At 69.7% G+C, this 12,582-nt stretch carries 12 protein-coding genes; 6 read left to right on the top strand and 6 right to left on the bottom strand.

Annotated features, from left to right (window positions below):
* Positions 1–19: 19 nt before the first annotated feature.
* From ACFOW8_RS25830 to ACFOW8_RS25840, 3 genes are read right to left on the bottom strand one after another with little or no spacing between them, the layout of a single operon-like run.
* Positions 20–2,116, bottom strand: coding sequence for an MMPL family transporter (locus ACFOW8_RS25830; RefSeq protein WP_378554102.1), 2,097 nt, complete (start codon positions 2,114–2,116; stop codon positions 20–22).
* 2 nt (positions 2,117–2,118) lie between these two features.
* Positions 2,119–2,652, bottom strand: coding sequence for a hypothetical protein (locus ACFOW8_RS25835; RefSeq protein ID WP_378554103.1), 534 nt, complete (start codon positions 2,650–2,652; stop codon positions 2,119–2,121).
* Between the two features lie 6 nt (positions 2,653–2,658).
* Positions 2,659–3,015 carry a hypothetical protein gene (locus ACFOW8_RS25840; RefSeq protein ID WP_378554104.1) on the bottom strand — a complete coding sequence of 119 codons (357 nt, stop codon included), beginning with the start codon at positions 3,013–3,015 and terminating at the stop codon, positions 2,659–2,661.
* A gap of 161 nt (positions 3,016–3,176) precedes the next feature.
* Between ACFOW8_RS25840 and ACFOW8_RS25845 the strand changes: the two genes are divergently transcribed.
* The 3 genes from ACFOW8_RS25845 to ACFOW8_RS25855 are packed head-to-tail and all read left to right on the top strand — an operon-like array spanning position 3,177 to position 5,499.
* Positions 3,177–4,184, top strand: coding sequence for a YncE family protein (locus tag ACFOW8_RS25845; protein WP_378554105.1), 1,008 nt, complete (start codon positions 3,177–3,179; stop codon positions 4,182–4,184).
* Entirely contained in the window at positions 4,184–4,411 is a 228-nt protein-coding gene (locus ACFOW8_RS25850) for a DUF5703 family protein (RefSeq protein ID WP_378554106.1), read from the top strand. The genes ACFOW8_RS25845 and ACFOW8_RS25850 overlap by 1 nt, the downstream gene beginning before the upstream one ends.
* A gap of 8 nt (positions 4,412–4,419) precedes the next feature.
* Entirely contained in the window at positions 4,420–5,499 is a 1,080-nt protein-coding gene (locus ACFOW8_RS25855) for a quinone-dependent dihydroorotate dehydrogenase (protein WP_378554676.1), read from the top strand.
* Positions 5,500–5,518: 19 nt separating this feature from the next.
* Here the strand turns inward: ACFOW8_RS25855 and ACFOW8_RS25860 are convergent, their stop codons facing one another.
* Positions 5,519–5,911, bottom strand: a complete 393-nt coding sequence (locus ACFOW8_RS25860; RefSeq protein ID WP_378554107.1) for a hypothetical protein — start codon at positions 5,909–5,911, stop codon at positions 5,519–5,521.
* Positions 5,912–6,237: 326 nt separating this feature from the next.
* Here ACFOW8_RS25860 and ACFOW8_RS25865 point away from each other — a divergent pair, with 326 nt between their 5' ends.
* The 3 genes from ACFOW8_RS25865 to ACFOW8_RS25875 all read left to right on the top strand — a co-directional run bounded on the left by ACFOW8_RS25865 (position 6,238) and on the right by ACFOW8_RS25875 (position 10,526).
* Entirely contained in the window at positions 6,238–7,728 is a 1,491-nt protein-coding gene (locus ACFOW8_RS25865) for a PfkB family carbohydrate kinase (RefSeq protein ID WP_378554108.1), read from the top strand.
* A 101-nt stretch (positions 7,729–7,829) separates the two neighbouring features.
* Positions 7,830–8,567, top strand: coding sequence for a GTP cyclohydrolase II (locus tag ACFOW8_RS25870; RefSeq protein ID WP_378554109.1), 738 nt, complete (start codon positions 7,830–7,832; stop codon positions 8,565–8,567).
* A gap of 132 nt (positions 8,568–8,699) precedes the next feature.
* The gene (locus ACFOW8_RS25875) at positions 8,700–10,526 is read left to right on the top strand and encodes an AMP-dependent synthetase/ligase (protein WP_378554110.1); all 1,827 of its coding nucleotides are present in this window, start codon (positions 8,700–8,702) and stop codon (positions 10,524–10,526) included.
* A gap of 48 nt (positions 10,527–10,574) precedes the next feature.
* Here ACFOW8_RS25875 and ACFOW8_RS25880 read toward each other — a convergent pair whose 3' ends face one another.
* Together ACFOW8_RS25880 and ACFOW8_RS25885 are read right to left on the bottom strand one after the other, a co-directional pair.
* The gene (locus ACFOW8_RS25880) at positions 10,575–11,102 is read right to left on the bottom strand and encodes a YbhB/YbcL family Raf kinase inhibitor-like protein (protein ID WP_378554111.1); all 528 of its coding nucleotides are present in this window, start codon (positions 11,100–11,102) and stop codon (positions 10,575–10,577) included.
* 19 nt (positions 11,103–11,121) lie between these two features.
* A complete protein-coding gene (locus ACFOW8_RS25885) occupies positions 11,122–12,483 on the bottom strand; it encodes a M20/M25/M40 family metallo-hydrolase (RefSeq protein ID WP_378554112.1) in 1,362 nt (453 codons plus the stop codon).
* Between the last annotated feature and the right edge of the window lie 99 nt (positions 12,484–12,582).

The raw sequence follows: 12,582 nt of genomic DNA on the forward strand, positions 1-12,582 counted from the left end.
GGCATCGATGCGATCGCGGTCAGCGCCAGATGATCTTCAGCAGGGCCGGGGTGAGGACCATCCGGATGACGGTGGCGTCGATGATCAGGGCCACGATCATGCCGTAGGCGATGTATTTCATCAGAACCAGGTCGGAGAAGCCGAACGCCCCGGTGACCACGATGAGAATGGCCGCGGCCGAGGTGATCACGCTGCCGGTGTGGGCGACGCCGTAGCGGATGGATTCGGCGGCGTCGGCGCCGGTGGCCCGTTTCTCCGCGATCCGGGACAGCAGGAACACCTCGTAGTCGGTGGACAGCCCGAAGATCACCGTGACGATCAGCGCGACCACCGCGAACATCAGTGGCCCCGGCGTGAACTGGAAGGTGCCGGAGCCGTGCCCTTCGACGAAGATCCACGTGAGCACCCCCAGCGTGGAGACCAGGCTCAGTGCGCTCATGGCCACCGCTTTCAGCGCGAGGACCACCGACCGGAACGCCACCACCATCATCGCCAGCGCCGCCGCCATCAAGATCGCCAGCAGCAACGGCAGCCCGTCGATGAGGCCGTTGATGCTGTCGCGTTCCAACGCGGGGATCCCCGCGACCATGATGTCCACGCCCGGTGGTTCCGGTAGTGCCCGCAGCGCGCCGATCACCGCGTCGGCGTCGCGTTTGTCCTGCAGGCCGGCCGAGAGCACGTTCACGTCGTTCTTCGTCGGAGCGGCGGGCTCGAACCGGCCGGTGAGCCCCGGAATCTGGTTGGCCGCGTACCGGATGTCGCCGAGCTCCTGCGGCGGCGCACCCACCACGACCAGCTTCACCGGTTCGGTGCGGAACCCGGGAAACAGCCGGTCGAAGTCCTCCTGCGCTACCCGCGCCGGATTGTCCTGGGCCAGATACTTCTCGCTGATCCCGCCGAACTCGATGTGGCGCAACGGGATACTCAACGCCAGCAGGGCGAGCACGATCGGGATCACCACCGCCAGCGGTCGCCGCATCGACCACAGCGCCAGCCTGGAGAAGAAGCCCGCGTCGATCTCGTCCTCGGTCTTGCTGCGGGAGAACCGTTTCCAGCCGAGCCAGTCGATGCGCCGTCCGGCGATGCTCAACGCGGCCGGCAGCGCCGTCACCGACAGCAGCGCGGCCAGCATGACCGCGGAGATACCGCCGTAGGGTACCGAACGCAGCACCCCGTTCGGGAAGATGAACAGCGCGCCGAGGCTGATCGCGATGATGGCCGCCGAGAACAGCACGGTGCGGCCCGCGGTCGCCACCGTGCGGGCGGTGGCGTCTTCCACGCTGCGCCCCGCGGCGAGTTCCTCCCGGAACCTGGTGACGGTGAACAGCCCGTAGTCGATCGCCAGCCCGAGGCTCACCAGTGTCATCACCGCGCTGGCGAACACGTTCACCTCGATGTGCGCGGTGAGCAAGCGCAGGATGCCCGAGGTGCCGAGCACGGTGAGCCCGCCGATCAGCACCGGCAGCAGCGCCCCGACCACCCCGCCGAACACGAAATACAGCAGCACGGCCACGATCGGCAACGCGATCAGTTCGGCGCGCCGGATATCGTGCTGCATCCCGATATTGATGCCCTCGACCACCGGTTGCAGCCCGGCCAGCTGCACGGTCGTGCCGCCTGGCCCGCCGCCGGGCACCCCGGCGTTCAGGTGTGGTTTCAGCGCCAGGTAGTTCTCGACGGTGGCGGTGCCGCCCCCGCCGGCCAGCCCGATGCTGGCGAAGGCGTGCTGTTTGGCCGGGTCGGCGGCGTCGGCCGAGAACGGGCTGTCCCAGTAGCTGTCGATCTTGTGGATGCGCTCGCCGTGGTCGGCTCGCAGCGCGTCGAGCGCGGCCACCACCGGCCCGCGCACCGCCGGGTCGTCGACGGTGGCACCCGAGGGCGCGGTGTAGATGACGATCAGGTCGCCGTCGGTGTCCCGGCCGAAGGTGTCGTCGGCCAGTTTCGACGCCGCCACCGACTCGCTGGACTCGTCGAACCAGCCTTCCTGGGTGTATCGGCCCGCCATGTCCCGTCCGAACCAGCCCGAGATCAGCACGGTCAGCACGAACAGGCCGAGCACCAGGAAGCGATGCCGGTGGACGAAACGGCCCCACCGCATCGAACGCGATTCCCGCATGGTCAGCCGCAGGCGGCGGTGCGATAGTCGGCCGAGCGCAGGATGCCGCACAGATCGGTGCGCGAGATCTTCCACTTCCCGTCGATCAGCACGAAGTGCACGATGGTGGTGCGCACATTGGTGCCCGTGCCGTCCTTGTCCAGGCGCATGGTGGCGGTGAGGGTGCCGTCGCGGTTGTCGAAGACCGGGTCGACCACTCCGTAGACGGCGTGCGGATTGTCGCGTAGCGCCTGATACATGTCGGGGATGGCGTCCTTGAACGCCTCACCGTCCTCGATCAGGTCGGTGCGTTCGGCGTCGGGCAGGTCGGGATCGAGCGCGCGTTTGATCTGCGCGTCGAGTTCGGCCGCCGTCGGCAGCGGCACGTTCGCCTTGCTCGACGAGGCCGCGATCGATGACGACAGGGAGGCGTTGGCCGCGGACCGCGCGGCCTCGACCGACGCCTCGTCGGCGCCGCCCCCGCACGCGGAGACAGCGAATACGGCCGTGAGGCAGAGGGCGGCCGCGGCGGCCCTGCCGGAAACTGTGGAAGACATCACCATCTACATACCATCAATGACCGCGCTGATCCGGCCCAAGATCGTCCGCACTCCGGTGACGTCGCGCGGTGCGACCGCGGCGACGGGGACCGCGGCGGGAATCAGATCGCGGACGAACGCGGCGACACTGCGCTCGTCCCCGAGGTCGATATCGGTGACCTGGGCCTGCGCGACCGCGACCACGTCATCGGCGGCAGGCACATCCTCGCCCAGATCGGCACGGTAGATGTGCAGGGTGAGGGTGGCGCGATGGGTGCGGAAGGAGAAGGCGCGGCCGTCGTCGGTGGTGCCGAAGCCGTGGGCGAAGGGACCGACGGAGAGGTCATCGATGCCGAATCCCGCTGCTGTCCGCTCGGTCATCGTGGAGATCTCCTGCCCCGTTCTGGCGATCAGTTGCCGACACGTCAACAGTAACGTGCGTCACCGACAGACCCGACGCGCGCCACCCGGTCGAAGCTACCGGTCGGTCATCGTGGTCAGATGGTGGACAGCGGTCACTCGTGAGATTAGGAGTTCGGTGCATGCGCCCTCGCGGCTCGGTCGCCTCAGCCCTGTTCGGCGTCGCGGCACTGGTGGTGCTGACCGGCTGCGGTGACGAGGCGGGCCCCGACGTCCCGACCAGGGAGCCCGCCACCGCCGCGGTCTCCCCCGCAGGCAGCGCGACGCCCGCCGGTCAGGTCGTGGCGCTGCCGGCGACCGGCCTGCTCCTCGCCGAACGCGAGTCGGGGCTGATCGCGGCGCTCGACACCGCGGGTACCACCCTGACCCTGGTCGATCCCGCCACCCCCGGCGCTACGCGCACCGTGTCGTTGCCCGGGACGGGCGCCGCGCTCGCGCAGGGCGCGCCGGGCGAAGTGCTCGTCGCCGCGCCGCAGCGTGTACTGCGGGTCGACGTGGCCGCGGGCACGGTCGCCGAGGTGGCCGTCGAGGGCGAGGTGCGCACGGTGCAATTCCGCACCGACGGCAACCTGCTGGTCGGTACCGCCGACGGCGCCGTGCGGGAGCTGCGGGCCGACGGCAGCGTCGTCCGCACCGTCACCGGCCTGGTCTCGGCCGACGCACTCGCCGTCACCGGCGATCAGGTCACCGTGCTCGACCGCAAGCAGACCGCGGTCGTCACCGTCGGCGCGGACGCGCTCGGGCTGATGCTGCGCGCCGGTGACGGCGCGACCAACGCCATCGCCGACCCGAGGGGCCGGATCCTGGTCACCGACACCGCGGGCGACGAACTGCTGGTGTACACGGCCGGTCCGCTCGTCCTGCGACAGCGTTTCCCGGTATCATCGTCGCCTTACGCGCTCGCCTACGACTCGCGGTCGGACACCGTGTGGGTGACCTGCACCGAGAGCAACGAAGTCGTCGGCTACGACCTGTCGACCGGGATCGGTGTCGAAGTCGGCCGCTTCCCCACCGTGCGCCAGCCCGACGCCGTGACCGTGGACGAACGCACCGGCGATCTGTTCGTCGCCTCCGCCGCGGGTGCGGGGCTGCAGCGGATCGGCGCGGACGAGCGGAAGCGAGGGCTCTGATGGCGGTACCGGCGAGCTGGGAAACCAGCAACGACGACTACGACTACGTGCCGCTGCGGCTGCCACCCGAGGTCACCCGGGTCACCGCCTCGATGCGGCTGGCCATCCAGGCCGAATTCGGTGGCTGGGAATTGTCGCGGGTGCGCGCCTACACCGACGGCAGCCGCCGGGTGTTGTTGCGCCGCCGCAAGAGTGCCGTCCTGCCTGTGCCCGAGCCCGGAGTGTGAACCGACCCATGTACGCCCTGCTACTACGCCTGATGTTCCTGCTCCCGCCGGAGCGGGTGCATCACCTGGTCTTCGGCGCCCTGCGGTTCGCCTCCTGGTTCCCGCCGACGCGATGGCTGGTCCGCAAGTTGACCGTGGTCGACGACCCGATCCTGGCCACCACCGCCTTCGGGGTCGAGTTCCCCGCTCCGCTCGGCCTTGCCGCCGGGTTCGACAAGAACGCCGACGGCGCGAACACCTGGGGGTCGCTCGGATTCGGTTTCGCCGAGATCGGCACCGTCACCGCGCACGCCCAGCCGGGCAACCCGGCGCCGCGGCTGTTCCGGCTGCCTGCCGACCACGGCCTGATCAACCGGATGGGTTTCAACAATCATGGCTCCGCTGCGGCGGCCGCCCGCCTGCACGGCGCTCACCCGGACGTGCCGATCGGCGCGAATATCGGCAAGACCAAGGTCACCGCGCCCGAGCACGCCGCCGACGACTACGCCACCAGCGCCCGGCTGCTCGGCCCGCTCGCGGACTTCGTCGTGGTGAACGTGTCCTCCCCCAACACGCCCGGCCTGCGTGACCTGCAGGCGGTGGCGTCGCTGCGCCCGATTCTGCAGGCCGTGCTCGACAGCGTCACGGTGCCGGTGCTGGTGAAGATCGCCCCCGACCTGTCCGACGAGGACATCGACGCCGTCGCCGATCTGGCCGTCGAGCTGGGGCTGGCCGGCATCGTCGCGACCAACACCACCATCCGCCGCGACGGCCTGGCCACCCCGGCCGCCGAGGTCGAGGCCATGGGCGCCGGTGGGCTGTCCGGCGCGCCGGTGGCCGAGCGCTCGCTCGAGGTGCTGCGCCGCCTCTATGCCCGCGTCGGCGACAAGCTGGTGCTGATCTCGGTGGGCGGGATCGAAACCCCGGAGCAGGCCTGGGCCAGGATCCTCGCCGGGGCCACCCTGCTGCAGGGCTACACCGGTTTCATCTACGGTGGCCTGTTCTGGACCACCCGCATTCACCGCGGGATCGCGGCCCGGCTGCGCGCGGAGGGCTTCGGTTCGCTGGCCGAGGCGGTCGGCGCCGAGCACCGCACGCACTCGGCCTGACCGGCGAGGGAGTTCGCCCCTATCCGAGGTAGACCCGGCGCGGACCGCCGTGGCCGAACAGGTGCGTGACGGTGCGGGGGCCGGTCAGCGGCGGGCGTGGGGCGCCCTCCTCGGACTCGTCGCCCGCGAAGCGTTCCAGCATCCGCTTGTAGAGCCGGATGATGGCCTGCTCCCAGACGATCCCGACGGCGTCGGCGAGCGCGTTGATCTGGGCGTGGGTGAGCCGGTCGTGTGCGGTGGTGAGGTCGCTGATCAGCTCGTCGAGTTCCATTCCCGCATAGGCCTGGTCCCGGTTGAGCTTGCGTTCGGGCAGCCAGCTCAACCGCCACACTTCGGGGTCGGTGCCGATCCGTTCGGCGTATTCGGGGCTGTGTGTGCTGCGCATGTCGTCCGGTGTGATGTGGATGGTCATCGAAAGACTCCGATTCCACGATGCGGAGCCCGCGGCTCCGTGGTTCCTGGGACGCCCGGCAGGCGTGGTCGCCGGGCGAGTGCGCCGGCGGCGCCGTCGCACCTGAGTTCGCCGGGTGCGCGGTGAACTCGTCACGCGGAAATCAGACGGGGTCCGGTCCCCTACCGGTCGGAGTGGAATACGTCTGCACCAGGCCTTCCGGGCTTCCTGGTGGGCGATTACGCCAATTCCAGTGTGGCATTTGCCGTTCGTGATGGTCAATTGCCGTTGTAGATTGGTAATTGCCGGACACGCCCGAACCTAAACCCACCGACCCTGGAGGGCCGATGATCCCGCAGGACGCACGAACCGACGTGGTACGAGGCATCCTCGCGCGGCTGGGCAAGTTCTCCGGGCTCAGTGCGGAACGCCTGCGCCACACCGAGATCGGTGCCGACCCGGTCCTGGAATTGCCCGTGGTCGCCGACCATGCCCGGCGCGCCGGGATCTCGCCGGAGGAGGCAGTGCTGCCGGTGCTGCGCGCTACCGCCGGGCAATTGCCCCCGACGCAGCGGCTCATCGCCGACGCCACCCTCGCGCTGGGCATGCTGCGCGATCTGTCCGCGGGCGAGATCGATCCGGATCGGCTGTACGCGGCGAACCTGGGCGCGCGCCGCGAGTACCTGGCCGAGCACTGGGCAGCATTGCACGCCGCGATCGGCGCGACGGACATCCCGGTGGCGCCCACGGTCAAGCGTCTGCGCACCAGTGCCGAGCGGGCGGCGCTCACCGCACTGGCCGGCGCACTCACCGACCCGGTCACCGTCGCGCTCCCGTCCGCGGCGCCGGTCCGGCCCGCGCCGCGGACGGGCCGTTCGGTGACCGTGCTCGGCGACGCGGTGATCGATCATCTGTACCGGGTCGACACCTTCCCCGGCCGCAACGCCCCCGTCGACGGCTCCTTCGCGGGCCAGCCCGGCGGCAAGGGCCTGAACCGGGCGATCGCGGCCGCGCTGCTCGGGCTCGACGTCCACCTGATCGCCGCCGTCGGCGACGACGAGAACGGCGCCCGGATCCTGGCCCGGCTCGACCACTTCGGCATCGGCCGCGACTTGGTCAAAGTCGTCCCTTCCGCGCCGACGCTGGTAACCGCGGTGATCATGAACCACAGCGGCGAGGTGCGGCTCATCGGCTGCCGCGACGCGCGGGTACGGTTGCTCAACGAGGATCTCGACCGGCCTGAAACCCGTGCCGCACTGGCGGATTCGGAGGTCATCGTCCTCACTTTCGAACAGCCCGCGCCGATTCTGGAGGCCGTGCTCGCGTTCCTGCGTGAGCTGCCGGAGCGGCCCCAGGTGATCGTCTGCGCCGCCCCGAGTCTCGCGGTGCCGCAACGGCTGTACCTGTACCTGGACGTGGTGGACTACCTGGTCGGCAGCTCGGCCGAGTTGAACGCCCTGCTGCCCGATGTCGAGACCGACTCGCAGGCCGACACCGCCCGCAGGTTGCGTGGTCTCGGCGTGTCGGTGGTGTGCGCGGTCGACGGTTTCGGCTGCACGGTGTACTCCGATCACGACGACATCGTCGTCGACCACTATCCGCGGGTGCTCAAGGCGGCGGTCGGGGCGGCGGCCGCGTTCGCCGCGGCGCTGGCGTTGCGGGTGGCCCGGTCGGAGGATTCGCTCACCGCCGCCGATTTCCGGTGGGCTACCGCCGCGATGTTCCCGACCCAGCAGCTCGGCGCGGTCTCGGCCGGTTTTCCCGATGTGGCCGCGATCGACCGGATCGTGTCGCTCTATCCCGGCGCGGGCCGTAACACCGGTGTGACCCCCGGTTGACGTGCGCGGCCCCACAGCCGGAGTAGAGTCGCGCCGTTGCCCCTGCCCCACCCCGTCCACGCAGCGGATTTCCCGATGCCGACACCGTCTCGGAGGAGCGCTTGACGATCATCGACGCCGCCCCGGTCCCGCCCGTCCCGGCGCCCGGCCCCGGCTCGGACGATCTACGACCGGAGCATCAGTTCAGCCGCGGCGGCACCCATCTGCGGGTGCGGGTGCATCAGATCGACGATCCCACCGACGGCGGGTATCTGCTGGTGTTCGGCGACCCGAGCCCGCAGCCGCTGGTGCGGGTGCATTCGCGCTGTCTCTACGGTGACGCGCTCGGATCCGACGACTGCGACTGCGGACCCGAGCTGGCGCTGTCGATGGACATGATCCAGGCCGAAGGCGCCGGAATCCTGGCCTATCTCGAGCAGGAGGGCCGTGGCGCGGGCTTGCTCGCGAAGGCGATCGGCTACCGCACCAGCGAGCGCTACGGTCTGGACACCTTCGACAGTTACACCAAGCTGGGTCTGGACCCCGACGCGCGCCGCTACGAGCCGGTGGCCAAGGCGCTGCTGAATCTGGGCGTGCACCGGTTGCGTTTGCTCACCAACAATCCCGACAAGCTGCGGGCGCTGGCCGACGCGGGGATCGAGGTGGAGGTGCTGCCGCTCGCGATCCGGCTGACCACCGAGCGCGGGCAGCGCTATCTCGACGCCAAAGTTCGTCATCGCGGGCACATGATCCCCCGCGGGATCGGCCCGTGGGCCCCGGAATACACGGTGCCGGAGCAGGTCGGCGAGCGGGATCGGCCACGAACCCGCAGGCGGTGGCTGTTCGGGCGTCGTCGCTAACCCGCGCCACAATCCCGTATGTCCGGTTACGATGAGTGAGCCACGCCACTGTGACGCCCATCGCTCGAGATGATGCGAGTGCAATTGCCTCATTGGCTCGGCGTCCAGGAATTGCCTCACGGGAACAGGGATATGACAGAGATCGGTTTCGCGCACGCTTCCGGCGTCACGGTGCACACCGTGCCCGCCGCTTTCCAGCAGACCGCCGCGTTGCGGCCCGACCAGATCGCGTTGCGCACGGTCGGCGGCACCCAGGAGATCACCTGGGCCGAATACGCCACCAGGGTCCGGGCATTGGCGGCGGGCCTGGCGAAACTCGGTGTCGGACACGGCGACGCGGTCGGCATCATGCTCACCAACCGGCCCGAGTTCAACCTCGTCGACACCGCCGCCCTGCACCTGGGCGCGACCCCGTTCTCGGTATACAACACCAGCTCCCCCGAGCAGATCGCGCACGTGTTCGCCAACGCGGGCAACAAGGTCGTCATCACCGAGCAGGCCTTCCTCGACCTGATCCGGTCCTCCGGTGCCGAGGTCGAGCACACCGTGCTCGTCGACGGCACCGCCGAGGGCACCATCGGGCTGGCCCAGCTGGAATCGGATCCGGCGCCGGACTTCGATTTCGACGCCGCGTGGCGGGCGGTGCAGCCGGGCGACCTGGCCACCCTCATCTACACCTCCGGCACCACCGGCCCGTCCAAGGGCGTCGAACTCACCCAGAGCAATGTAATCGCGCAGGTCGTCGGCCTGGTCTCGGGGCCGCTGCCGGTCGGCTTCGACGACCGCGCCGTGTCGTATCTGCCCGCCGCGCACGTGGCCGACCGGATCTCCGCGCATGCGATGAGCCTGCTCACCGGTATCCAGATCACCACCGTCCCCGATCCGCGCGAGATCGCTGCCGCCCTGCCCGATGCCAAGCCCACCGTGTTCTTCGGGGTGCCGAGGGTGTGGCAGAAGATCAAGACCGGCATCGAGAACAAGCTCGCGGTGGAGCCGAGCCCGGTGAAGAAATCGCTGGCCAACTGGGCGATCGGTGTCGGTGTCGCGCAGGCGAGGGCCAAACTGTCCGGTGACGGTTCCTCGCTGCTGCTCGGCATCCAGCACCGGGCCGCCGACGCGCTGGTGCTGTCGAAACTGCGCGAGGCGCTCGGTTTCGCCGAGCTGAAGGTCGCCGCGTCCGGCGCCGCCCCGGTCCCGGCGGAGACCCTCGAGTACTTCCTCGGGCTCGGGTTCGCGGTGAGCGAGGTGTGGGGTATGTCGGAGACCACCGGCGTCGGCACCTTCACCGAGATCGACAAGCCACGCCCCGGTTCGGTCGGCCGCGCCATGGACGGTGTCGAGCTGCGCCTCGACGCCGACGGCGAGGTCCTCATCCGCGGCCCGATCATCACCCCCGGCTACCGCAACATGCCCGACAAGACCGCCGAGGCCATCGACGACGCGGGCTGGCTGCACACCGGTGACATCGGCACCCTCGACGCCGACGGCTACCTGCGCATCGTCGACCGCAAGAAAGAACTCATCATCAGCGAGGCGGGCAAGAACATCGCCCCGTCCAACATCGAGAACTCCGTCAAGGCGGTCTCGTCGATGATCGGTCAGGCCGTCGCGATCGGCGACGCCCGCCCCTACATCACCGCGCTGATCATGCTCGACCCGGATGTGGTCGCGTTGCGCGCCAAGGAGTTCGGTGCCACCGAGGCCACTCACGCGGAGCTGACGCGACGGCCCGAGATCGTCGAAGAGGTCACCGCCGCCATCGCCGCGGGCAACCGCAAACTGTCACGGGTGGAGCAGATCAAGCGGTTCCGCATCGTGGAGACGCTGTGGGAGCCCGGTGGTGACGAGCTGACCCCGAAGATGTCGCTCAAGCGCACCCCGATCGCCACCAAGTACGCCTCCGACATCGAAGCGCTCTACGCCGCCACCCCGCCCGAGCACGTGATCGAGGTGAAGTAGTCCGGTGATATCGAGGGCCCCTGGGAGATCTCCCAGGGGCCCTCGATATCAGCGTTGCTCGTAGGTGCCGACCAGGGTGGCCCGGCCGAGCGTGTGCGAGAACAGGTTGAACCCGAGGAACGCGGGCGAGGCGTCGGGCCCGACCTCGAGCACCGGCACGTCCACCGCGTGCACGACCACGAAATAGCGGTGCGGGCCGTGGCCCGCGGGCGGGGCCGCGCCGACGAAACCGGGGAAACCGCCGTCGTTGCGCAACGTCACCGCGCCGATCGGCAGGCTGCCACCCGCGCTGCCTGCGCCGGTGTCGAGCGAGGTGATCGAGGCCGGGATGTTGGCCACGGCCCAGTGCCAGAAGCCCGACGCGGTCGGGGCGTCCGGATCGTAGACGGTGACCGCGAAGCTCTGCGTGGCCTCCGGGAAACCGGACCAGCTCAGCTGCGGTGAGAGATCTTTGCCGCCCGCCCCGAACACCCCGGACACCTGGTCGTTGCCCAGCGGCTGACCGTCGGTGATGTCGGCGGAGGTGAGGGTGAACGACGGGACCTGCGGCAAGGCGTCATAGGGGTTGTAGCTCATGGGTTCTCCGTTCCGTGGCTCAGCTGTGCAGGAGGAAGTGTTCCAGTACCCGGGTGCCGAATTCCAGTGACCGCACCGGCACCCGCTCGTCCACCCCGTGGAACAGGGCGGTGAAGTCCAGTTCGGGCGGCAGCTGCAGCGGGGCGAACCCGAAGCAGCGAATGCCGAGGCGCGCGAACGCTTTCGCGTCGGTACCGCCGGAGAGCATGTACGGCACGGTGCGCCCGTCGGCGTCGTTGGCCAGCACCGCGGCGTTCATCGCGTCGACGAGGTGACCGTCGAAGGTGGTCTCGTAGGAGTCGAGTTTGGTGATCCATTCGCGTTCGACATCGGGGCCGATCAGTTCGTCGACCTCGCGTTCGAACGCGGCCTGCCTGCCCGGCACCACCCGGCAGTCCACGACCGCCTCGGCGGTCTGCGGAATCACGTTGGCCTTGTAGCCCGCTTGCAGCATCGTCGGGTTGGCGGTGTCGCGCAGGGTGGCGCCGATGATGCGGGAGATGGTGCCCAGCTTGGCGAGCTGGCCTTCGATGTCGGGGCCGTGCGGGTCGAACCGCAGGCCACTTTCCTCGCTGACGGCGGCCAGGAACTCGGCGACCGAATCCGACAGCACCACCGGGAAGGTGTGCTTGCCGAGGCGCGCGACGGCCTCGGCAAGGATGGTCACCGCGTTGTCCTCGTGCAGGAACGAGCCGTGCCCGGCGCGGGCCTTGGCGCGCAACCGCATCCAGCCCAGCCCCTTCTCGGCCGTCTCCACCAGGTAGAGCCTGCGTTCGGTGCCATCGGGCCGCGGGACGGTGAGCGAGAATCCGCCGACTTCGCCGACCGCCTCGGTGATGCCGTCGAACAGGTCGGGCCGGTGCTCGACCAGCCACTGCGATCCCCACCGGCCGCCGTTCTCCTCGTCGGCGAGGAAGGCGAACACCAGATCACGCGGCGGCACGGTGCCCTCGGCCTTGAACTGGCGGGCCAGGGCCAGCGTCATCCCGACCATGTCCTTCATGTCCACGGCGCCACGTCCCCACACATAGCCGTCGCGGACCGCGCCGGAGAACGGGTGCACGCTCCAGTCCGCGGCCTCGGCGGGCACCACGTCGAGATGGCCGTGGATCATCAGTGCCCCGCGGCTCGGATCGGCGCCTTCGAGCCGGGCGAACACATTGCCGCGTCCAGGAGCACCCGATTCGACGTATTCGGTCTCGTAGCCGACCTCTCGCAGCTGCGCGGCGACCCAGTGCGCGCATTCCTGCTCGCCCTTGGTGGTCGCCAGCTCCCCGGTGTTGGAGGTATCGAAGCGGATCAGCGCGCTGACCAGCTCCACCACCTCGTCCACCGCACGGGACCGTCCGCTCGAACCAGTACTCTCGCCAGATGCCGACACGTCCCCTTCCTACCACCCCGGGTCCGCCGGGCGCCCGGTCCCCTGGTGGGTCGGCCCCGTCCGGCGGGAGTTCGCGTCCGGCGGCTTCGCGTGTTCGGG

The sequence above is a fragment of the Nocardia rhizosphaerae genome (genome assembly GCF_042650365.1).
Classification (GTDB): domain Bacteria; phylum Actinomycetota; class Actinomycetes; order Mycobacteriales; family Mycobacteriaceae; genus Nocardia; species Nocardia rhizosphaerae.

Bases quoted from the DNA above. Each gene is read 5' to 3' on its own strand.
- ACFOW8_RS25830 (WP_378554102.1), bottom strand. From the start codon at position 2,116: ATGCGGGAATCGCGTTCGATGCGGTGGGGCCGTTTCGTCCACCGGCAT.
- ACFOW8_RS25835 (WP_378554103.1), bottom strand. From the start codon at position 2,652: ATGTCTTCCACAGTTTCCGGCAGGGCCGCCGCGGCCGCCCTCTGCCTC.
- ACFOW8_RS25840 (WP_378554104.1), bottom strand. From the start codon at position 3,015: ATGACCGAGCGGACAGCAGCGGGATTCGGCATCGATGACCTCTCCGTC.
- ACFOW8_RS25845 (WP_378554105.1), top strand. From the start codon at position 3,177: ATGCGCCCTCGCGGCTCGGTCGCCTCAGCCCTGTTCGGCGTCGCGGCA.
- ACFOW8_RS25850 (WP_378554106.1), top strand. From the start codon at position 4,184: ATGGCGGTACCGGCGAGCTGGGAAACCAGCAACGACGACTACGACTAC.
- ACFOW8_RS25855 (WP_378554676.1), top strand. From the start codon at position 4,420: ATGTACGCCCTGCTACTACGCCTGATGTTCCTGCTCCCGCCGGAGCGG.
- ACFOW8_RS25860 (WP_378554107.1), bottom strand. From the start codon at position 5,911: ATGACCATCCACATCACACCGGACGACATGCGCAGCACACACAGCCCC.
- ACFOW8_RS25865 (WP_378554108.1), top strand. From the start codon at position 6,238: ATGATCCCGCAGGACGCACGAACCGACGTGGTACGAGGCATCCTCGCG.
- ACFOW8_RS25875 (WP_378554110.1), top strand. From the start codon at position 8,700: ATGACAGAGATCGGTTTCGCGCACGCTTCCGGCGTCACGGTGCACACC.
- ACFOW8_RS25880 (WP_378554111.1), bottom strand. From the start codon at position 11,102: ATGAGCTACAACCCCTATGACGCCTTGCCGCAGGTCCCGTCGTTCACC.